The sequence below is a fragment of the Chitinophaga jiangningensis genome (genome assembly GCF_900142605.1).
Lineage (GTDB): Bacteria > Bacteroidota > Bacteroidia > Chitinophagales > Chitinophagaceae > Chitinophaga > Chitinophaga jiangningensis.
Genome location: NZ_FRBL01000011.1, coordinates 146642 through 169459, shown reverse-complemented (window position 1 = coordinate 169459; position 22818 = coordinate 146642). Strand labels below are relative to the sequence as shown.

14 protein-coding genes are annotated in these 22818 nt (G+C 48.2%); 11 read left to right on the top strand and 3 right to left on the bottom strand.

Features of this window, described 5'->3' with window-relative positions; all coding sequences use genetic code 11:
- Nucleotides 1-5 precede the first annotated feature (5 nt).
- Nucleotides 6-1379, top strand: coding sequence for a sigma-54-dependent transcriptional regulator (locus BUB18_RS26055; RefSeq protein WP_073086798.1), 1374 nt, complete (start codon nt 6-8; stop codon nt 1377-1379).
- A complete protein-coding gene (locus BUB18_RS26050) occupies nt 1363-2652 on the top strand; it encodes a sensor histidine kinase (protein WP_073086795.1) in 1290 nt (429 codons plus the stop codon). The genes BUB18_RS26055 and BUB18_RS26050 overlap by 17 nt, the downstream gene beginning before the upstream one ends.
- Here the strand turns inward: BUB18_RS26050 and BUB18_RS26045 are convergent.
- Nucleotides 2647-5523 carry a ligand-binding sensor domain-containing protein gene (locus BUB18_RS26045; RefSeq protein WP_073086793.1) on the bottom strand — a complete coding sequence of 959 codons (2877 nt, stop codon included), beginning with the start codon at nt 5521-5523 and terminating at the stop codon, nt 2647-2649. The two genes, BUB18_RS26050 and BUB18_RS26045, sit on opposite strands and share 6 nt — an antisense overlap.
- Before the next feature lie 175 nt (nt 5524-5698).
- Here BUB18_RS26045 and BUB18_RS26040 point away from each other — a divergent pair, with 175 nt between their 5' ends.
- Together BUB18_RS26040 and BUB18_RS26035 are read left to right on the top strand one after the other, a co-directional pair.
- Nucleotides 5699-7456 carry a cellulase family glycosylhydrolase gene (locus tag BUB18_RS26040; RefSeq protein ID WP_218588106.1) on the top strand — a complete coding sequence of 586 codons (1758 nt, stop codon included), beginning with the start codon at nt 5699-5701 and terminating at the stop codon, nt 7454-7456.
- A 54-nt stretch (nt 7457-7510) separates the two neighbouring features.
- Entirely contained in the window at nt 7511-8701 is a 1191-nt protein-coding gene (locus tag BUB18_RS26035) for a family 16 glycosylhydrolase (protein WP_073086791.1), read from the top strand.
- Between the two features lie 110 nt (nt 8702-8811).
- Here the strand turns inward: BUB18_RS26035 and BUB18_RS26030 are convergent, their stop codons facing one another.
- Together BUB18_RS26030 and BUB18_RS26025 are read right to left on the bottom strand one after the other, a co-directional pair.
- Nucleotides 8812-10956 (bottom strand): Ig-like domain-containing protein, encoded by a 2145-nt coding sequence (locus BUB18_RS26030; RefSeq protein ID WP_073086789.1) that lies wholly within the window; start codon nt 10954-10956, stop codon nt 8812-8814.
- Between the two features lie 175 nt (nt 10957-11131).
- A complete protein-coding gene (locus BUB18_RS26025) occupies nt 11132-11599 on the bottom strand; it encodes a glycine zipper domain-containing protein (RefSeq protein ID WP_073086786.1) in 468 nt (155 codons plus the stop codon).
- Between the two features lie 215 nt (nt 11600-11814).
- On the opposite strand from BUB18_RS26025, the gene BUB18_RS26020 reads away from it, so the two are divergent.
- The 7 genes from BUB18_RS26020 to BUB18_RS25990 all read left to right on the top strand — a co-directional run bounded on the left by BUB18_RS26020 (nt 11815) and on the right by BUB18_RS25990 (nt 22762).
- Complete coding sequence (locus BUB18_RS26020) at nt 11815-12729, top strand: ABC transporter ATP-binding protein (RefSeq protein ID WP_143160107.1); 915 nt, start codon at nt 11815-11817, stop codon at nt 12727-12729.
- A 169-nt stretch (nt 12730-12898) separates the two neighbouring features.
- On the top strand, nt 12899-13432 hold the full coding sequence (locus tag BUB18_RS26015) for an RNA polymerase sigma factor (RefSeq protein ID WP_073086782.1): 534 nt from the start codon (nt 12899-12901) through the stop codon (nt 13430-13432).
- Between the two features lie 5 nt (nt 13433-13437).
- A complete protein-coding gene (locus BUB18_RS26010; RefSeq protein ID WP_073086781.1) occupies nt 13438-14559 on the top strand; it encodes a FecR family protein in 1122 nt (373 codons plus the stop codon).
- 116 nt (nt 14560-14675) lie between these two features.
- Entirely contained in the window at nt 14676-18074 is a 3399-nt protein-coding gene (locus BUB18_RS26005) for a TonB-dependent receptor (RefSeq protein WP_073086778.1), read from the top strand.
- Between the two features lie 18 nt (nt 18075-18092).
- A complete protein-coding gene (locus BUB18_RS26000; RefSeq protein WP_073086776.1) occupies nt 18093-19922 on the top strand; it encodes a RagB/SusD family nutrient uptake outer membrane protein in 1830 nt (609 codons plus the stop codon).
- 33 nt (nt 19923-19955) lie between these two features.
- A complete protein-coding gene (locus BUB18_RS25995; RefSeq protein ID WP_073086774.1) occupies nt 19956-21254 on the top strand; it encodes an IPT/TIG domain-containing protein in 1299 nt (432 codons plus the stop codon).
- Between the two features lie 2 nt (nt 21255-21256).
- The gene (locus tag BUB18_RS25990) at nt 21257-22762 is read left to right on the top strand and encodes a right-handed parallel beta-helix repeat-containing protein (protein WP_073086772.1); all 1506 of its coding nucleotides are present in this window, start codon (nt 21257-21259) and stop codon (nt 22760-22762) included.
- Nucleotides 22763-22818: the final 56 nt, after the last annotated feature.

Below are 22818 nucleotides of genomic sequence, written 5' to 3'. Positions count from 1 at the left end.
TGAAGATGATACTGATTGTAGATGATGATATAGCCGTTAGGACTTCCCTCCAGCTGATGCTGGAGGGAGCGTTGTTCCGGTCGGTATGTGCGGACGGCCACGATGCTGCGCTGCGACAGCTGGCGCTCCATCCGGTGCAGCTGGTGATACTGGATATGAACTTTACGCCGGAAACCAGCGGTAAGGAAGGCCTGGCACTGCTCCGTGAAATCCGCGAAGACTATCCCAACATCCCCGTGATTCTGATCACCGGCTGGGCAACGATTCAACTAGCGGTGGAAGGCATGAAGCTGGGGGCAGCGGATTTTATCAACAAACCCTGGAGCAACGATCATTTGTTGCAGTCCATCCGCACGGCCTTACAGCTCAAAGCGCAGCAGCCGCTGCCCGCCATCCGTAAGGAGCTGGACAGCCGTTACCGCTTCGGGCAGATCATAGGCCAGGACCCACAGCTGTTACAGGTGCTGGAAACGATTGGGCGTATAGCCGCCACCGATGCCCCGGTGCTGATCACCGGCGAAAGTGGTACCGGCAAGGAACTGATTGCCGAAGCCATTCACGAAAACAGCGGCCGGGCCAGCAAGCCTTTTGTAAAAGTGAATTTGGGCGGCATTGCTGCGACATTGTTTGAAAGTGAGATGTTCGGACATGTGCGCGGCGCCTTTACCGATGCACGCAACGATCGGACCGGCCGCTTTGAGATGGCGCACAAAGGCACCATTTTCCTCGATGAAATTGGCGACCTCGATGCAGCCTCGCAGGTAAAGCTGCTACGGGTACTACAGGACCGTACCTACGAGGTACTGGGGAGTAGTCGCACCAAAATGGTGGACGTGCGCGTGGTATGTGCCACCAACCGTAACCTCGGTGAGATGGTGGCACAGGGGCTTTTCCGTGAAGACCTCCTGTACCGTATCAATCTCATCTCCATAAAACTACCGGCACTACGGGAACGCACCTCCGATATTCCGCTGCTGCTGGATTTCTTTACCGGCAACCTGAAGGAAATCTACCGCCGCCCTGCGCTCGGTGTGACGCCCGCTGCAGTGAAGTGGCTGAGCAGGCAACCGTTTCCGGGCAACATCCGGCAGTTTAAAAATCTGGTGGAGCGCACTATCCTACTGGCACCACAGGATACATTGGATGTGGCAGATTTCCAGGGCCACCTGGCCGCTACGGCTACCGGCACTAATGGGCGACAGCTGCCGGCAGTAGGGGAGTTCACACTCGAAGAAATGGAAGTGCTCATGATACGTAAGGCCATGGAATTCCACCGCAATAAGGTTTCCAGGGCGGCTGCCTCGTTGGGATTAACCCGCAGCGCCTTGTATCGCCGCCTCGAAAAGTATAATATTCCGTACGATGAAACTGAGGATTAAGTATCTCCTGTTCCTGGGTATACTGCACCTGGTGGTATTGGTGCTGTGCTGGTTGCTGTTTGAAAAAAACAGGGTCTGGTTTATGGTGAGTGAATCGCTGGTGCTGGTGTCCGCCATTATTGCATGGCGACTATACCGCCAGCTGGCGCGGCCACTTGCCTTTTTGATGCGTGGCGTAGATGCTATCCGGGAGCGGGATTTCAATGTGAAGTTTCAACCTACGGGGCAGCATGAGCTGGACAAACTCATCAGCGTGTATAACAACATGATTGATGAGCTGCGTAAAGAACGGGTGAAACAGGAGCAGCAGCATTTCTTTCTCGAGAAATTAATTCAGACCTCACCCACGGGTATCATTATACTGGACTACGAAGATGTGGTGCAGCAGGCCAACCCCAAAGCCTTGCAGGTGCTGGGTACCAGCGAAAATATGGTATGCCGCAAAAGTATAGGGGAACTACAGCATCCTGTGTGGCGCGAAATAGCTGCGTTGCAGTCGGGCAAGTCACAAACCATCACGCTGGATGGCATCTCTACCTACAAAATTCAAAAATCACATTTTATAGACCGCGGCTTTCCGAGGCATTTTATTATGCTGGAAGAGCTGACGGAAGAAATCCTGGCAGCCGAGAAAAAGGCTTACGGTAAAGTGATCCGGATGATGGCGCATGAGGTAAACAACACGATAGGCCCGGTGAATTCTATTTTACAGTCGGTGCAGCATTCCCCCTGTATTCCCCGCGAAGGCTTGCTGATGGATAGTTTGCAGGTAGCCATTGATCGTAATTACAACCTTAATACTTTCATGCGCAACTTTGCGGATGTGGTGCGGCTTCCCACGGCCCATCCCGTGCCTCTCTCTTTAAACAGGCTGCTGGAGCATACCTGTATGCTGTTGCAACCAGCTGCAAATATGCAGCATACTACTTTGCAATTGCAAATTATTTCCGGTGAGATGCAGGTGCCGGCTGATCAGCAGTTGCTCGAGCAGGCATTGATCAACATCATCAAAAACTCCCTGGAAGCGGTTGCCCGCGAAGGGAAGGTGGTGGTGACCCTGGACGCTGCGCAGCGCCGGCTTACGGTAACGGATAATGGAAAAGGTATCAGCGACGCCGTGGCCGCCCAGCTGTTTACGCCTTTCTTCAGCAACAAGAAGGATGGACAGGGAATAGGACTTACACTGGTGAAGGAAATCCTGTTACAGCACGGCTTTGCATTTTCTTTGAAAACGGTGGCACCGGGCGAGACGGTATTTACGATTGATTTATGATTCCGTCATGGTCACGTCCATTAGAAAGTCGAACAGGTTCGTTTCTCCCGGAATTTCCAGTTTCTTACGCAGCCGGTAACGGCTGGTTTCCACGCCACGCACGGAAATACCCATGGTTTGAGCAATCTCTTTAGTGGTAAGATTGATGCGCAGGTAGGCGCATAATTTCAGGTCCGTAGTGGTGAGCTCCGGGAATTTTTTCTTGAGGGTAAGGAGGAAGTTATTATGTACTTCATCAAAGTGCCGGGAGAATTCAGTCCAGTCGTCCTCATTATTTTCCGCTTCTTCAAACAGCTTCATCACTTTACGGAACTTAGGCATGGGCGCGGGATCGCTCAGCTTTTTGATCGCTTCCAGGAAGGCTTCTTTTATATCCGACAACGTTTTTCCTTTCTGTACAATGTTCATGGCGGCGGTGGCCAGCTCCTTGTTTTTATGTTGTACATCGGCCTGCAGCTTTTCGTTGCGGAGTTTCACCAGTTGCATTTCATGGCGTTCCATTTCCAGCTGATGGCTTACTATCAGTTGTTCCTGCTCTTTGAGGTGGCGCTGTTGCTGTGCTGTCAGCCGTTTGCGCTGGCGCTGGTATACGAGGTAGCCAGCCAGTACTAACAGAAATACATAAACGCAGCAGGCAAACCAGGTTTGGTACCAGGCTGGCTGAATGTAAAAGCTGTAGGTGGCCAGCGGGGAAACGTTGCCCATGTTATCCTTCGCTTTCACGAGGAAGCGATAATGTCCGAATGGCAGGTTGGTATATTCTTTCTCCGTTTTGGGCGACCATTCAGAAAACTCTTTATCGTAGCCTTCCAGCTGGTAGGCGTATAATATATTATTGTTCTGGTTGATGGGAGGTGAAGAAAATTCAAACCTGAAATTGCGGAAAGCGTTGGCCAGGCTGGGTTCATTGGCCGGGCTGGTACCGGGGTAGCCGCCATAAAGCAGGCTATCCGTGCGGCGGGTGCCGGTGAGGATAGCGCCCATCAGCACTTTGGCGCCGGTGTGTTGCTGGTTATATTTTTTATAGTTGAGATGTATGAGTCCCTTATCACCGGCGAGCAGGATATTTTCGTTGTCATATGGATAGATGAATTCAAATCCCGTGATGATGTGATCCGTGAGTTCCGGGAAGTAGATGATGCGGTTGGATTTGGTATCTGCCAGCCCCACTTTGTTGGCGGACACAAACCAGATATTTCCCTGTGCATCTTCGCGGAGGTATTGTACCGGCAGCTGCTGAAACAGTGGCTGCCATTTTTTGGAAGGTGCAAATTTATTGCTGTCAGGCTGGTATTCGTATATACCCGCCTGCGTGGCAGCCACCATTTTGCCTTGCAGGGTAAATACAAAATTATTATCGTTAGATGGCAAGCCATCCTTTTGCGTGTATAAGTCAAAGCGCAAAGAATCGTTGATAAAGTGCAGGCGATAAATGCCTCTGTAAGGGTGGGAGGACCATACATGCGCGGTATCATCAGGTGCGAGGAAACGCAGTGATTCATAGAGTCCGTTGATATGCCGTTGCACGGTAAATTTTCCCTGCTGCAACGTAGCGGCGGCCAGGCCGTTGTAGCAACCTGTGATCAGTCGCCCGCCTACGGGCAGATAGGTCCAGCTGCCGATATCCGTTAGCAGCGGTGTAACATTCATGTTACTGATTTCAAACGTACCATCGTTGTGCCCCATCAACAGGTGTCCGTTGTACACGTGTAAATTCCATACCTGTCCGGATGTTTTAGGAATGCGGCTGAAGGTGCCTTTGGACAAACTGATGTCGGTGTTATTGTCGAGGTTGGAAACATACAATCCATCGATGGTGCCTACGTATAGTTTGTTTTGAAAGATGCTGGCCGTATAGGCCCCCAGCAGGTTTCCTTTATCCGGTGCGATGCGTTTGATGGCTGCGTTGTAGTGGAGGTTGTCGATTCCGTTTTCGAGCGTGAGCCACAGATTACTGCGTGTATCGCTGAAAATGCGGAGGATGTTATTGCTTTGCAGGCCTTCGTTGCGGGTGAATTGTTGCAGGATGCGGCCACTGGGCAGGTCTATTATATAAAGGCCATTGCTGAAGGTGCCGATGGCGTACTGGGTAGGACTGAGCTGCAGCCCGCAGTAGATATGCGTGTTGCGGAAAGCCTCGTCAGCAGCGGTGGTGACGGGGATTACCTGGTTCTGATAAATTTTGTACAGGCCGTTTTTGATGGTGGCTACCAGCAGGGTATCATTGCTTTCGCTGAGTACAGCGCTGATCACCAGTTGTTTGTCGGTGAGGGTGGTGCACCATAATTTCCATTCCTGGTTTTCATAGCGGAAAAGCCCTACTGCATTGTCTTCCGCGTAGAGGTGTTTACCACTGGAGCCCATTATTTTCCATTCCATTCTGGAAAAAGTAACGTCAATTTTACCCTTATTATTGAGGCGGAATATTTTGTTATTGGTCCTGAAGAAGATGTTGCCCTCCATGGTTTCAATATTCCATACATCTGCAAACTGTCGTTTGCCTTCCGGTATATTTTGTTTGAGGGAGGTATATACCAGGTTACCATTCTTATCGGGGAGAAAATAACCGAAATCATCCTGGGCACCTACGTAAATCCGGCCATCCGGCGTGGCTTTAACAGATCGCACGCGGGTTTTATTTGGCACCGGGTGCAGGTGCCAGTTGCTGCCGTTGAAGGAGATGAGGCCTTCATTGTTGGCAAAGTAGAGGATACTATTTTTATCCATGGTCACATCGTAGGTCTGCCCGTTGCCTTTGTAAACAGTGCGGTCGTAGTTGGCAATAGCAGGCAGCCCGATAGTTTGCTGAGCGGATAACGTGGTGCTTACCAGTAACAGTATAAGGAATAGCAGATGCCCGATAAACTTCATAATCGTAAATGTAGAAATTTTTTATTGTAGTAGGTATGACGTGTGCAATTTGGAGGGCATAAGTGCCACTACAGTGGGTGTGTAGTAGAAATGACGTACCCGTAAATGCAGCAATGTCGGGAGTTTTACAGACTTTAGCGGTAGTGATTCACCAGCTATAAATTCACGTTCACGTATGCGATTTCACGGTTATGATGCCTCTTTTGCCAAAAGAGTAATGGTACTTTCAACGCTTTTCTTACTGTTCGGATTACTGGCTAACGGTCAGGGATATCTCAAAGCGAAGGGTCATATTATTGTCAACGAAAAAAATGAAAAGGTGATCCTCAGGGGGATGGGCCTTGGTGGATGGATGCTGCAGGAAGGTTACATGTTCCGGTTGGGTAATGTGGGGCAGCAATATAAAATTAAAGCGAAGATACAGGAGCTGGTAGGGCCGGAAAAAACGACCGAAATATATAATAGCTGGCTGACGAGTCATACCACTAAAGCAGATATCGATTCATTGGCGGCCTGGGGATTTAATTCCGTGCGGCTCCCCATGCATTATGAATTATATACGCCGGCGGTAGAAGATGAGCCGGTGGCAGGGCAGCAAACCTGGAAGGAAGCAGGCTTTGCGCTGACGGACTCTTTGCTTTCCTGGTGTAAGGCCAATCATTTATACCTGATCCTGGACTTGCATGCAGCGCCTGGCGGGCAGGGAAATGACCTGCCGATTTCCGACAGGCATCCCGAAAGGCCATCGCTGTGGGAGAGTGAAGCCAACCAGGTGAAAACGGTGGCGCTATGGAAAAAGTTAGCGGCCCGTTATGCCAACGAGCCATGGATTGGTGGGTATGATATCATCAATGAACCTAACTGGGGCTTTGAAGATCCTGCCGATAAATCTGGTGGCAAAGAGAAAACCAATGCACCGCTGAAGAAACTGATGCAGGAGATTACAGCTGCCATCAGGGAGGTAGACAAAAAGCATATTATAATAATAGAAGGAAACGCCTTCGGGAATAACTATAACGGTATACTACCAACGTGGGACGAAAATATGGTGTTGAGCTTCCATAAGTATGGCAACTTCCCGGATGAAGCGTCTATCGCACGCTTTAAGGCATTAAGGGAGCAGTACAATGTACCGCTGTGGTTAGGGGAATCAGGTGAAAACAGTAACAACTGGTATCAGCATGTGATCAGTTTGGTGGAGCGCAATGATATTGGCTGGGCCTGGTGGCAGCAAAAGAAGATTGGTTTTAATCAGCCAATGGAGATCCGCATTAATCCCGGGTTTCAGGCGATACTGGATTCCTGGAACGGGAAAGGGGAGCAGCCAGCTGCGGATGCGGCGTACATGGCACTGAAGGAATTTGTAAGTAATACAAAAGCAGAAAATACAATTGTGCATAGAGATGTGGTGGATGCGATGTTCAGGCAAGTCCGTAGTACGGAGGCTATTCCGTTCCGCGAGCACGTGATTGGAAATGCTGCGGTAGTGAAAGCGGTGGACTATGACCTGGGGGGTAACGGTTACGCCTATAGCGACAGGGATACCGCGAGTTATCATTATACGCCCGGTGTAAATACACGTGGCAATCGCGGGATGGCTTACCGCAATGATGGAGTGGATATCAAAGCAGATAAAGGAGCTTATTACATATTTAATACAGAAGATACCGAATGGTTGCAATACACTGTAAAAGTGCCAAAAGCAGGGAGTTACACTATTAATCTGACAGTGGCTAAAGACAGCGCCGATGCGGTGCTGGCTGTACAGGTAAACGGCAAAGATGTGGCAACGGGCCTGGCGGTGCCGGCTGCGGCGGGATGGCAGCAGGTGGCTGTACCGGCTGTGAAGCTGGATAAAGGTGAAAACCGGATCCGCGTTGTGTTTGCCAAAGGAGGCTGTTTATTTAGTCAACTGGAATTTAAAAGGAAGTAATTATGAAGACAGTATATCACCCCTCTATTGTTAACTTTTATAAGTGTAAAACCCATGAAAGCAAATCCATTCCACGTGGGCGTATGCGTAATGCTCGCCCTGATGTCCTGTACGAAGGACCATGAAAATAAGCAGGAGCAGCAGGTTGATAGTAAAGTTAAAGCTGCTACAGAAGCCGTATCGTATAACCTGGTATGGTCCGATGAGTTTAACGGTACCAGTGTAAACACCAACAACTGGAATTTCGAGATCGGCCCGAATGTAAACAACGAAAAGCAGTATTACCAGGCGGCAAATGCGAGTGTGAGCAACGGTAATCTGGTGATTACTGCCAGGAAGCAAAGTGTGGGAGGGATGCCGTATACCTCTGCCCGTTTGAATACATCGGGACACTTCAGTGTAAAATATGGCCGTATAGAGGCCAGTATCAAGCTGCCTTCCGGTCAGGGTTTATGGCCTGCCTTCTGGATGTTGGGCAACAACATTGGTTCAGTAGGATGGCCGGCATGCGGTGAAATTGACATTATGGAGCGCATCAATACCAGCAGTACCATTTATGGCACTATTCACTGGAACGCGAACGGGCATGTGTCGTATGGCGGCACTACCACCACAACACCGGAAAACTATCACGTGTATGCGGTAGAGTGGGATGCGAGCAGTATCCGCTGGTACCTGGATGGTGTACAGTTTGCTACGGCGAATATCCTGAACAACATCAACAGTACCGAGGAGTTCCATAATCCGTTCTTTATAATATTAAATCTTGCAGTGGCAGGAGATTTTCCCGGTCAAACCGTGGATGAGAGTAAGCTGCCGGCAAGTATGTATGTAGACTATGTGCGGGTGTATTCGATGACGCAAACGTCCACACCTATCGGGCAAACCATTACGCTCAGGGGCTTTAACAATGCCTATGTAAGTGGTGAAAACGGTACCCAGGCGATGACCTGTACCCGTACCACCGCGCAGGCCTGGGAGCAGTTTACCGTGGTGGATGCAGGTGGAGGGAAGGTAGCACTACAGTCTATGGGAAAATATGTTTCGTCAGAAAACGGCGTCAATCCGATTACCTGTAATCGCACCACTATTGGCGACTGGGAAAAGTTTGACTGGATTGTTAATGCTGACGGCACCATATCGCTGCGGGGCAATAATGGCAGGTATGTGTCATCGGAAAACGGGACACAGGCAATGACTTGCAACCGTACTGCGATTGGAGGCTGGGAGGCCTTTCATATCTAGTTATTTTTGGGTGATGTATCAGGCCACGCTTTCTAGCGTGGCTTTTTCGTTTAAATACAAAGGTGCTGCCTCCCTTATGTGGGAGAAGCAGCACCCTATTTAAGAAATGGCTATTTTAAGATTATTTTTTGCTGGTAAATCACCTCATTGTTTCTGGAAACTTTAACCAGGTAAAGTCCGCCGGACGGTATTCTGTTTTGAAAATTAAAGCGATTAGAGGCCAGCACTTCCCGTAATAATTCCCGTCCGTTGATATCAAATATTTGCAGCAGGCTGCCCGTAATATCCTGTTTGAAATCAAGGAAAATTGTGCCTGTTGTTGGGTTAGGGTAGATTCCTTTGTCATATGTTATGGTACGTGGATGTAATGAAACACTTTGAAGCGCCTGCCCCTTCAGGGCATTACAATCCGATACAACAACGGTTACAGGCGTTCTGGCAGGGAATTGACATTCATAACCTGCAGAAGCATAGTAGGTGGTGGTACCCAAAGGACTTACCACCAGTGAGTCTGCTGAAGATAATAAGGTACCACCTGTAGCAGCACTGTACCACCGGAACCGCACGGTTGGATCGTTGAATCCGGGGATATAGCTATGCAGGGTTACGGCTGATCCGTTGCAGATCTGCACTGAGTCCTGTGTTGTGGAAGGTTGTAATGCATAACCGCCCATGCTGTAGGTCATCTGTGCTGTATCTGATTTACATCCGCTGACGGAGTCTATTGCCTGCAGGTATACCAGCACATCCACTGGAAGGATAGGAAATATGGGCGGTGTAGTGACATACTGGGAGGAATAGCTATAGTAGGAGGTATCTTTCATAACACCAAGGAAGCTGCGGTAAACGAATCTGGCTGCATAATAGTAACCGGGTTGCCTGTTATTCAGCGGTAGCTGCTGCACACCGCATGCTACGCCCTGTGGTACTGTGAAATCTGGCAGCGCTAACTTCTTTACTATCACCTTGGCGGGTGTACGTACGGGATAGTCACATTCAAAAGCAGCGGTAACATAATAGGTGACAGTGGTATCCGGTTTACTTTTGAAGTTATGTCCGGTGTAGAGCAAGGTACCGTTTACGGGTGTATCGTACCATTTAATAAGTGCAAGATTGGTTCCGGATGGGTCGTTTAGTAAATTGGCGTTGAGCGTAACAGAATCGCCTTTGCAGATGATGGCACTGTCGCCGGTTACCACTGCCCTTGCCGCGTGGCCACCGAAGATGAATGCACGGTTGGTACTGTCAGAAATACAACCGGTGGTATCATTTATAGCCCTGATGGAGATACTGGCTGTAGCATTGAAATAATATCCCAGGTCTTTTATCGTAATTGTATTTGAATGTTGTACTGTGAAGCTGGTGTCTTTATTAAGATTTCCGCTTCCGGTATAATTTACATTTACTGAATAGCTAAGGCCGGTGGTGTGATTACTGATAACAAGAGATTGGTCATTACACTGCCTGCCCTGTGGTACGGAATAAACTGGTTTTGCCGGCAAAGGATTAACGATCACCGTAACCGGCTTTGGAGCACTGCTACAGCTGCCAATTCCCGCAATGGCATATACTGTTACGGTTGCTGGGGGAGTAAACGTGTAGCTATTGCCGGTATGAAGCAATGTTCCGCCTGATGGAGCACTGTACCAGGAAACAGTGGCTCCTGCCGGAGGTACGGCTGATACGGTGGCACTGTCCCCGGAGCAGATAGCTATACTGTCAGTTGCTGCCGGCGTTGGTACCGCAGGTTTGTAACCGGCGTAAAATAAGCGCAGGCTGGTCAGCAGGCCAGCAAGACTACTGGTGAAGGTAATCTTTACCCGGTCGAAGGTGCCCACCGGGCGTAACAGTATTTCACCCGTGTTTGTTCCTGTAAACCGGAAGTGGCTACTGTCCACCACTTGTAAGTCGTTGTTGGCGGAAGTTCCCAGGTATGTCTGGACACTGATGCCTCCCAGGAGGTTCACGCTGATGCTGCCACTGGTGCCCACCCCGATGAACAGGGAATCGCAGCTGCCTCCGGCAGTGGCTGGGAAGATGAGGGTCTGAAAAACGGTTACCCCAAGCAGTCCTGCTGTGATATTGAGGCTGGAGTAATTTCCGAGATCATTGTTGTCAATAGCATTGTTGGGGTTGGCTACATTGCACAGCAGGCAGATACCGGTTATTCCGTTTGTTTGGCTGGTGGCGTATTGCTGGCCTGTTCCGGTTTTATAATAGAGCAATAACAGGATAAGAAGGTAAAATTGTTTCATGGTGATGGGGGATTAATCTGTTGAAGAAATTAGTAATTAGAATTAAACAAAATGAATATACTAGGTTTCGGATGAAGCTGGGCAACAGTGAGGAGGTATATATAAAGAAGAAGCAGCTGCCTTTTAAAGACAGCTGCTTCCAGCTTAAATCTAACCTTATGAATGGAAAAAGAAATTACTGCTGTTCTTTCTTCTTTTTCGCGTGATCGACGATCGCTCCGGTACCAGCACCAACGCCTGCACCGATAATGGTACCAATAGCGGCACCTTTAACGCGGTCTTTGTTAACGATAGCTCCGGTTACAGCACCAGCGCCGGCGCCCACAACGGCACCTTTAGCGGTGTGGCTCCAGGAACTAAAGCCTTTCTTTTTCTTTGTTTCAGCAGGAGCCGCGGCTGCTGTGGTTCCATCGGCTGGAGCCTCGTATTCAGCAGGAGAAAACCCACTTTCATTTGCAGCGCTTTTGCTGTGTTTTCTGCCCACATGATTCATGGAGTCAATCATCTGTTGTTTAACGAGGTTGACGTTGTTGATAGAATCAATGGTGGCTTGCTTTGCTGCCTCAATAGCCGCCTGGTCAGGCTGGCTTTTGCAGGAGAACAGTACTAAAGCGGCTGCTACGGCTACGAATGTTTGTCGCATTGGTTAAAACTTTTTTTAATTGCCTCTTGAAAGAGGGGTTGGCCAAAATCATGCCAAAGTGGTAAATAATGAATGTAACTGCGGTTACAAATATATGAACAATTTCGTATATACATAGGGGCTTGTTGCCTGAAGGCCCATATACAAGAAATACCGCCATTTTATTGCATTTTGAATACCTTTACGGCTTCATTTTAACCAATAATGGCGGCATTATGAATTTTATTGAGGTAAGCGGAATCAGCAAAAAGTTACAGGATCAGCCGATATTAAAGGACATCAACTTTGTACAGCCGCAATTTCAGCAGCTGGCCATTGCCGGAGCCACCGGGTCGGGCAAGAGCACGTTGCTGAAGATCATTTCCGGCCTTATCCAGACTGATGAGGGCATGGTACGTTTTAACGGCAACCGGGTAAAGGGGCCGCTGGAAGTATTGCTGCCGGGCCATCCGGGGATTGCTTATTTGTCGCAGCACTTTGAACTGCGCAATAACTTCCGCGTGGAGGAAATCCTGGAGCGCGACAACAAACTGGTGGACGAAGATGCGATGCACGTGTATGAAGTATGCCGCATTACCCACCTCTTTAAAAGGAAGAACGACCAGATATCCGGAGGGGAGCGGCAGCGCGTGGCACTAGCCAGGCTGCTGACTACCGCACCGCAGCTGCTGGTGCTGGACGAGCCTTTTTCTAACCTGGATATGATTCATAAACAACAGCTCAAAGATGTGATTGCAGATATAGCCAGTGAGCTGTCCATCACCTGTATCCTCACTTCCCATGATCCGCTGGATGTATTGTCCTGGGCTGATCGTATCCTGATTATGCGTGCGGGGGAAATTGTACAGGATGGGACACCACAGGAGGTGTACCTGAAGCCGGCTGATGATTACTGCGCGGCCTTGTTCGGCAAATTCAATAAAGTCTCCCTGAAAGGAAAAACAAAATTTATACGCCCTGAAAATATTGTACTTACAAAAGGAAAGGGGATACCTGCAAACGTGATTAAAGTAAAGTACTTTGGCTCACATGAAGAAGCACTGCTGGATACCGGGAAGGAGCAATTACTGGCCAGCTTCCATGCCGGCACAGTTAAACAAGGTGAAGAAGTAACTATTAAAATAATATAGTGTAAGAAAAAAAACTAAAAATCTGATTTAATATTTATATCTTAATCTGGCGGATGGCAGCAGGAAAAACCAATAAGAACAGTGAAAAAACTGCCAATGTATCCCGATTTGCAATAGTCAACCAAAGTAACAGGCGTAACCACCTGTAATTTATCAGTGCCAGTATTCCATGCATAAGCAGCCAGATTCCGAAATTTTGGAGGGGTTGAAAGCGGGTGATAGTGCCGCATTCGACGCCTTGTTTACAAAGTATTATGAAATGCTTTGTCTGAACGCTTATTGGTATATCCGTAACCAGGATGAAGCACAAGACCTCGTTCAGGCCTTTTTCCTGGATGTTTGGGATAAAAAATTATACTTAAATTTGGAAGGTGAGGTAAAAGGCTATCTTTTCCAGGCCGTAAAAAACCGTAGTCTGAATTTACTCAGGCAGCTAAAAGCGCAGCGTGAAAAACAGGCGGTCTTCAGCCAGCTACAGGATGATACAGAAACGGTTTATGAAAAAACGCCTGACTATACCGGTCAGCTAAATGCCACCCTGGATGAAATGACCTGCCAGAAAAGAGCGGCCATACAAATGGTGTACCTGCAGGGAAAGCGCTACCAGGAGGCTGCCGATGAAATGGGGATCAGCCTGAACTCACTAAAAACACACCTCAAGCGGGGATTAAAAATATTACGTCATGCTATCATCCCGAAATAACCGCCATGGATAGAGATCATATCCTCCAATTATATATTACAAATTTTTCCGGCAACGCTACCGCCGAGGAGCAGCAGTTAATCCGTGAAAAATTACGTACGGATGCTGCCTTCTCAGCTACCTGGCGAGAGCTGGAACAGGAGGGAACTGCACTCAACGTGGAGGATTTTGTGCAACGCATGGATACCCAGCAAGCCCTGTTAAATAACTACCAGCGCCGCCGGCGCAGGATGCGTATGCAAAGAATGCGAATGGCTGCGGCAGCGGTGGTGATGGTATGCATCGCCATGGGAGCCACCTGGTACCTTTACCGGAGTAATCCGGCCCATCAGCAACTTAATACACTTGCCGTTTCAGGAAAAGTTCCTATCCGGTTACAAACAAAAAATGGGGAGGTTATCACTCTCGACCCGTCTGATAGCAGCCATACCTTACGTATAAGCAATGCCGTTATATCCTCGCATGCGGGTGGTATGAGCTATGCCTCTACTGACACTGCACAGAACAGCCTGACAGTGCCTGCCGGCCAGCAATACAAGATTGTATTGTCAGATGGTTCGGAAGTATCACTCAACGCAGCAACTACCTTCAGGTTTCCATTTCATTTTTCAGGCAGCTCCCGCGAAGTATACCTTAGCGGAGAAGCATATTTTAAGATTGCCAGGGACCCACAGCATCCTTTTATAGTACATACTGCATCGAATGATATAGATGTGCTGGGAACAACTTTTAATATAAATGCCTACCCGGGCGCCAACGTAGCAACATCCCTCACCAGCGGTGCGGTAATGGTGCGTAACCGCGAGGCCACGACGCAGCAGCTGCTGAAGCCGGGCAGTCAGGCACAGTACGATGGCAATACCTTTACCGTGCAATCATTTGAAGAAGAAGAGGTGCTGGCGTGGCTGGATGGAACCTGTTACTATCATCATATGAATCTGCTGGAACTGGCTGATGCTGCTTCCAGGTTTTATGGGCTGCAATTTACCATCGCTAACCCACAATTATTACAGCAAACCTTTACCGGCCTTATGAAACGAAACAGCCTGGAAGATTTCCTTTCCGATCTCAAGATAACCGGTAATATAAATTATACCATTGATCAGGACCGGATTATTTTGAAATAGCCGTTTGTTCCTCCCTAAATTATCATTACCATCTCCCTGAAAATTTTTTTTTTGTTGTCACCCGATTTGCTTTTCTCGTGTAGTTAGGATGATTCACATCATTAAACTATTCCGCGATGAAAAAGATCATCCTCCTGTGGATGCACTGCGCCGCCCTATTGCTCATATGCAGTATGCCGTTGCAACAGGCGCTCGCGCAGGACCCAGCCAAAATCAATGAGCGTACAGTGACGCTCTCAGGAAAACACCTGTCGTTTCTGCAGGTATTCAGCGCTATCCGCAAGCAAACAAAGCTGACGATGGTGTATAGCAACCAGCTGCTGAATGATAATGAGGAGGTGAGTGTCGACTTTCACAACACGCCTTTACCACAGGTGCTGGAGGCCCTGTTTAAAGACAGGAATATTACTTATGGCGTACAACGCAATCGTATTGTACTCGACAAAAAACTGCCTACCCCTGCTGCCACAATACCGCAGGCTGATGAATGGCAGCTCCGTGGGCAGGTAATGGATGTGCGTGGAGGGGCTATTCCCGGCGCTACTGTCAGCATGGTAGGTACCAGTAAAGGAGTGGTTACCGACCCGCTGGGCGGATTCACTTTACCGGTCGATAAAAATAGTATACTCCGTATAGCCATGGTAGGTATGAACCCTGAAGAAGTGCAGGTGGGGCAGCGCCGCACACTGAAGGTAACACTCACTGAAAAGGTGGATAAGCTGAACGAAGTAGTGGTGGTGGGTTTCGGTAACCAGCGCAAGGTGACGGTAACAGGTGCGGTATCTACGGTGAACATGGCTGATATGCGTACACCGGTACCTTCACTCACAAACGCACTGGCTGGAAAGGTGGCCGGTGTGATTTCCATGCAGAGCGCAGGTGGTGAACCCGGATATGATAATCCCCAGTTTACGATTCGCGGGATAGGTACCTTTACCGGTAGTACTTCTCCTTTAATCATTGTTGACGGGGTGCAACGCAGCGACATTAACAGTACCTTCGGCGGTGCATTCAATAATATCGATCCCGAAGATGTAGCCAGCATCTCTTTGCTGAAAGACGCTTCTGCTACCGCTGTATATGGCGCCAAGGGGGCCAACGGCGTTCTGATCATCACCACCAAACGTGGGGTGGCAGGTACTCCAAAAATCTCTGCAAAAGCGGAAACCGGATGGAGTGGACTTACACAGAAACCCCGGATGGTGGATGGCGTTACTTACATGAAACTTTACAATGAGGCAAAAACAAATGCCGGTGAAGCCCCCGCCTATAATGACGAAATAATTGCTAAAACAGCGTCGGGCCTTGACCCATATATTTACCCCAATGTAAACTGGCTGGATAGAATTTATAAGGACTGGACTGCTATGACCAACGCCAATTTAAATGTTAGCGGAGGTGGTGAGTCAATGCGTTATTATGTATCCATGTCTTTTTACAACCAGGACGGACAGTACAAGGTGTCGAAAGTAAATGGGTACAACCCCAACCTGAATTTTAAGCGTTATGATTTCCGCAGCAATGTGGATATGAATGTGACAAAAACGACTGTATTATCACTCAACATTGCCGCAATGTTGGTTAACAGCCGTTACCCTGGCAACCCCGCCGGCGGTATTTGGTATGCAGCCTATGCTACCAATCCGATAGCTTTCCCCGTGTCATATCCGGATAACAAATGGGCGGGGCCCCGCAACAACGGTGGCGTGAACCCTTTCAATCTTGTCCAAAATTCCGGTTACAGTACAGAGTTTAAACCCAGTGTTCAATCGGTGGTATCGGTTACCCAACGGCTGGATGCAGTCACAAAAGGACTCAGTGCTACCGGGCGCTTTTCATTTGATACCTACGGTGAATTCAATACCAGCCGCCATGGTTATAACGACCTGTGGTATGCCGGCGGCCGCGATGAAAACGGCGAGCTGATTTACGAGCGTACCCGCACAGGAAATACTTATCTCGGCTATTCCACTTCTTCGTCAGGGGAACGGGTGATGTATATTGAAGGTAACCTTACTTACGACCGCAACTTTGGCAATCATACCGTAGGTGCCCTGGTAGTGGGAAGCCTTAGAAACCGGGTAATAGGAACCGCTTCGGGGTTGAAAATGGCTATACCTTTTCGTAATCAGAACATGGCGGCAAGGGTCACCTATTCCTTTAAAGATAAATACCTGGCAGAGCTCAATATGGGAGCTACCGGCTCAGAAAACTTTGAAAAAGGACAGCGCTGGGGATACTTTCCGGCGGCATCAGCAGGTTGGGTTATATCCAAGGAAGAGTTTTTTCAGCCCGCTACCCATACATTTAACCTGTTTAAGCTGCGTGCATCCTATGGGATGACGGGTAATGACCAGCTGGCAGATAATAACCGCTTCGGCTATCTTACCTATATTGATAATTCAGGTGGTATCGCATTTGGTGCTACCCCCCGCTGGAATAACGGTATAGCCGCAACTGTATTCGGAACTGAAAACCTGACCTGGGAGAAATCAGCCAAAACAGATATCGGTCTGGAATTGGGTATACGTAATAAACTGACCATTATTGCCGACTATTTCCAGGACCATCGTAACAACATCCTTGTGCAGCGCGGTACCATTTCTCCCGTTGCCGGATATGGTGATGCACAGATATTTGCCAACATGGGAGAGATGATAAATAAGGGCGTGGATGCCAGTATTGAATACATTGATCGTATAGGTAAAAACGTTAGTCTGCGCCTGTTCGGGAACATTACTTACGCCCGTAACAAAGTGATATATGCTGACCGCCCTGTGGCCATATTTCCTTATCAGCAGTTTGAGGGGCATATGAATGGTGAGCAATATGGTTACATAGCGCAAGGCTATTATAATACCCAGGAAGAAATTGATAAAAGCCCTGCGCAGTTGCGAAAATTATACCCTGGTGATATCAGGTATGCGGACCTGAATGCAGATGGAAAAATAAATGCGGGTGATCAGACTTACCTGGGCAAGAGCAGTTTCCCGCTGTGGTCCTATGGATACGGCTTTACGGTTGGATACAGGAAATGGGAGTTGTCGACAGTGTTCGCTGGTGTAGCTGATGTTGCGATTATGGCTAATGGTGCAGCCGTTAGCTTTAGCGACTGGGGAGCCAGTGGGGTAGGCGTGATTCCATTTGCAGGTATGGGACAGTATCCGGCCAATGTATTGACAGCATTAGAAGACCGATGGACCAAAGAAAATCCGAGGCAGGATGCTGCGTATCCGCGCCTTACCGTAGCCAATACCAGCGACAACAACTATGTCAGCAGTTCACACTGGATTCGGGACGGTAGTTTTATGCGCCTGAAGCAGGCCACCCTGAGCTATTCCTTCATTACACCAATGATGAAAAAGAGAGGTGTCAGTAACCTGACTACTTACGTTACCGGTACCAACCTTCTGACACTTAGTAAATTCAAACTCTGGGATCCCGAACTGGGGTCGAACGGTGCCAAATATCCTTTTGCGAGAACCGTGACGGTAGGTGTACGTGCGCAATTTTAAACATTAAAGCTGCTTGTTATGAAATTATATAAACTGACATCTATATTGGCTATAATGCTGCTACTGGCATCGTGTAGTAAATATCTCGATAAAAAACCGGACAACCTCTTAACAGAAGACCAGATATGGGAAACCCGTGCAAATGCAGAGGCTTATCTATATAACGTATACGGCTATATACATTACGCAAACGGAGACGACTATGCCTCTGTTGGCGCTTCCGACGAAACATCCGTTGCAATTCCTACAACCGCGGTGCGGCAAATGGTAGGTGGCAGCTGGAGCCCGGCGGACTGGCATGGCTATTACTGGGCCGGCTGGTATACGGCTATCCGTAAAACATTTGTTTTTGAAGAAAATATTGATAAAGTCCCGGCAAATCAATTAAGCAATGAGCTGAAACAGCAATATAAGGGAGAGAACTATTTTCTCAGGGGATATTATTACTGGTTGTTGCTGCGCCAATACGGACCATTTGTAAATCTGACAAAGGCCATCAGTCAGAATGAAAACTTTAATGTTTACCCCCGTGCTCCGTTTGATACCTGTGTGGCGGCGATAGTTGCATTGATGGATAAAGCTGCGGCGTTGCTGCCGGGCAGATGGGATAATTCCGCCAACCTCGGCAGAGCTAATAAAGGGATTTGTATGGCTATCAAAGCGAAAGTATACCAGCTGGCAGCCAGTCCGTTGTGGAACGGGAATGCGGCGTTTGCCGGATTCAAAAACCAGGATGGTACAAGTCTGGCGCCTGCCAGCAATGATGTGAATCGTTGGAAGGTGGCGGCTGCAGCAGCAAAAGCCGTAATAGACTCGGGGTTTTCCAAGTTGTATACCAACTTGGAAAATGGAGATACCCGTTTTAACCCTTACCTGTCTGTCAGGAATGTTCATCTTACGCCATGGAATGTAGAAACAATTTTCGGTGTAGTGAGCTGGAACGTATGGGGCTATACGAAATGTGCTTCGCCCGGCCCCGGAGGCTACAATATGTATAATGCTACGCAGAATGTGGTAGATGCATTTGCAATGAATAATGGCAGAACAATTGATGATCCAGCATCCGGTTATACAGAAACGGGATTTGTGCAGCAAAACGGTGCTAATGACTGGGAGCAAAAACAGGGGGACTGGAATATGTATGCTAACAGGGAGCCCCGTTTTTACGCGTTTATAGCTTATAACGGGCGTCCCGTGTTACCCGCCCGTACAGTAGATGATAAGAATTTCTTCTCTTCAGACAATAATTTAGATGGAAGAGGAAGAATCGAGTTTTATTACAATGGTAAGTCAGGGCAAAAGTCAGCCGGCACCAGCAATATCACCGGCTACCTGCCACTGAAACGGGTTAGTCCGAATGATAATATCCGCCAGGATGCTGTTTCTAATCCTACTCCTTATATTGTACTCCGTTATGCCGAAATACTGCTGGATTATGCAGAAGCACTGAATGAATATGATCCTGGTAACCCGGATATTCCTAAATACCTGGATATGGTGCGTACCCGTGCGGGCCTGCCGGGGATAGCCGCTGTATATCCCGATGCTGTAGGTAATACAGAAAAAATGAGAAAGCATATTCTGCGTGAACGTCAGGTTGAGCTTTGTTTTGAGGGTGACCGGTACTTTACCCTTGTGCGCCGGTTGCTCCTGGGGAAACCGGAATATCAAACGATTTACGGCCTTAATACCTATGCTAACGATAACGGCCAGGGTTTTGCCTTTACTGACTTTTATAAACGCACCCTTTTCCAGAAACGTAGTTGGGATAACCGAATGTACCTGTTCCCTATCCAGCAACAGGACATAGAACGTGACAGAGCCCTGGTGCAAAATCCCGGATGGTAAACTATTACATCTCACCTGAAACCAGCAAGTAAAATGACCAAGTACTATTATACCCTGCTACTGATATTATTGGTGTTAATAGCCGGCTGTAAGAAAGAAGACAGCCAACAACACCTTGGAGGCAGTGCCATGACGATAGACCGCTTTCTTCCTCAAAGCGGGGGCGCTACCACGCAGATATTGATTACAGGCAGCAATTTCGCCGCTGATACTTCCGAGGTCAGTGTAACCATCAACGGAAAACGCTGTGTAGTAATCAATACTGCTGTTAATCAACTAATGGCTATAGTGCCTAAACGCTGCGGCTCCGGAAAGGTAATAGTACGCGTGGGTAGCGACAGCATTGTTAGTACAGAAACATTCAATTATATATTTACCAGAACAGTTACGACTATCGCCGGCAATGGTAAAGCCGGCTATGCCAACGGAAAGGGTACGGAAGCCATGTTTAATTTTAATGGAGAGGGATGGTATCGTGGTGCTGGAATAGTAACAGACAACGACCTGAATGTGTATGTGACAGACGTAGGTAATCATTGTATCCGTAAAATTGATACCGCCGGAAATGTAACACTGCTGGCAGGAAATCCGGAGGCGGGCGGATATGCAGATGGCAAAGGGAAAAGTGCGAAGTTTTCAATTCCCTACGGCATCACCATTGATGCCCAGGCGAACCTTTACACAGTGGACCCCGGCAACTGGGATATACGCAGGATTACACCTGATGGGGAGGCTACCACCGTTGCCTGGGCAATGTCGGAACCCTGGTTTATTACTACTGATCCTTCCAGTGGTCAGCTGTACTACACGAGTGCAGCGCCTGGCGCTACATTGTATCGCCTGAATGCAGATTATTCTCAAACCAGTGTGATTACACAACTGCCAAAACCGGGGGGCATCACCTTTGATAAACAGGGGAACTTGTTTATTACCTGTAACGATGAGCACTACATTCAAAAATACACCGCTATCTCCTGGACAGCTGCCAGCTGGGCAGGGCAAAAAGGGGTGGCTGGCTATGCCGACGGCGCTGCCGCAAGTGCTAAATTTTCTGCACCATGGAGCATTGCTGCGGATGCACAAGGTAACCTGTATGTTGCCGGAAACGGGAATATTAATGCAGGCGCTAATCCTGATCAGAGTATCCGGTTTATCAGCGCTACAGATGCCGCTGTGAGCACCTATGCAGGTGGAGGCAGCGCCGGCTTTTCCAATGGCATTGGCCAGGCGGCAGCATTCAACGGGCCACTTGGCATTACCATTGATAAAAACGGAGCGGTGTATGTGCTGGATAAAAACAATAACGCAATCAGAAAAGTAATTTCAGAATAACTATGACAGGCAGACTACTTATATCGGCGCTATTGGCCAGCTGTACGGGGGTAAAGCCTGATTTAACAGGCGCGGTGATGAAGCCACAGATGACGGCGTGGTATGTGTCGCCGCAGGGTAATGATGCCGCAGCGGGTGATTTAAATCACCCGCTGAAGTCCATTAACACCGCTGTTTCAAAAATGAAAGCCGGTGATACCCTTTTTGTGCGTGGTGGCAGTTATACAGAAATAATTACCATCAGCAAGTCTGATATTGTAATTATGGCGATGCCCCAGGAGCAACCGGTGGTGGATATGACGGGCTACATTGTTTCGGCCAGCACTACTGTACTCACTATCGGCGCTTCGCGAAATGTAACCGTGGCGGGTATTGCTTTCTGCAACCTGAAAAGTAATAAGCCATGGGCTGATGTGAATGGGATTGTGGTAAACAATGGCAGCAGCAGCATTACCCTGCGGAATAACAATGTCTATAATATTGAACATAACGTTGCACCTGAACAGGGGCGCAGTGGTCATGGAATACTGATCATTGGCAATACAGCTGAGGTAGTGAAGGATATTTTGGTAGAAGAAAATATCATACATGATACTAAAACAGGGTATAGCGAAAACCTCACCATTAATGGATATGTAGATGGGTTTATTATTCGCGGCAATACTATTTATAATACCGAGAATATTGGGATAGATGCCGCCGGTGGCTATGCCGCCAATCCTACCCCTGCATTGAACTATGCAAGGAACGGGTTGATTACCGAAAATGAGCTGTACAATATCGACATGACCAGGGGCCCTATTGGTGGGGTGCATGGCCATGGAGCTATAGGGATATACGTAGATGGCGCCAGGAACATTATTGTGGAGCGAAACCGTGTGCACGATGCAGACAGGGGGATTGGTATTGTAAGTGAAACGGACGCCTTTCCTACCAGCTACTGTAAAGTAAGAAATAATTTCGTTTACAATTGTTGGAGGACGGGCATTTACCTGGGCGGTTATCTCAATTATACTTCAGGAGGTACCCGCAATTGTTATGTGGTGAATAATACGTTGTTTATGAATAACCGTGAGCCAGGTGCATTTTCAGAAATAGAAGGGGAGTTGAGGATGACCGAGTTGTGTTTTGATAATGTGATGATGAATAATCTTGTATATGCCCGTCCAACGGATGTCTTCTTTCACAAATATACCAGTACCGGCAGTGGAAATGTGATTAATCATAACTTGTATTATACTACCGGTACTCCTCAATGGATATGGAATGGGGTACCTTATATCACGATGGCAACCTGGCAGGCAGGGGCTGGGCAGGATAATGCAGCCATATATGGTATCAATCCGATGCTGGTAAATACTAACACGCCTGATTTGCATCTCCAGCCGGCCTCACCGGCAAGTGCCGGTGCATATATGCTGCATGATTCCATAGTAGGAGCACTGGATATTGATGGGCATGCCCGTAAAAGTGGTGGCCGTTTAACCATTGGTGCGCACCAGTTATAAATAAGAGGTTTGCAAAAGCCGGTATTTTTCCCGAAGTTCGTCAGGTTAAAATTCGG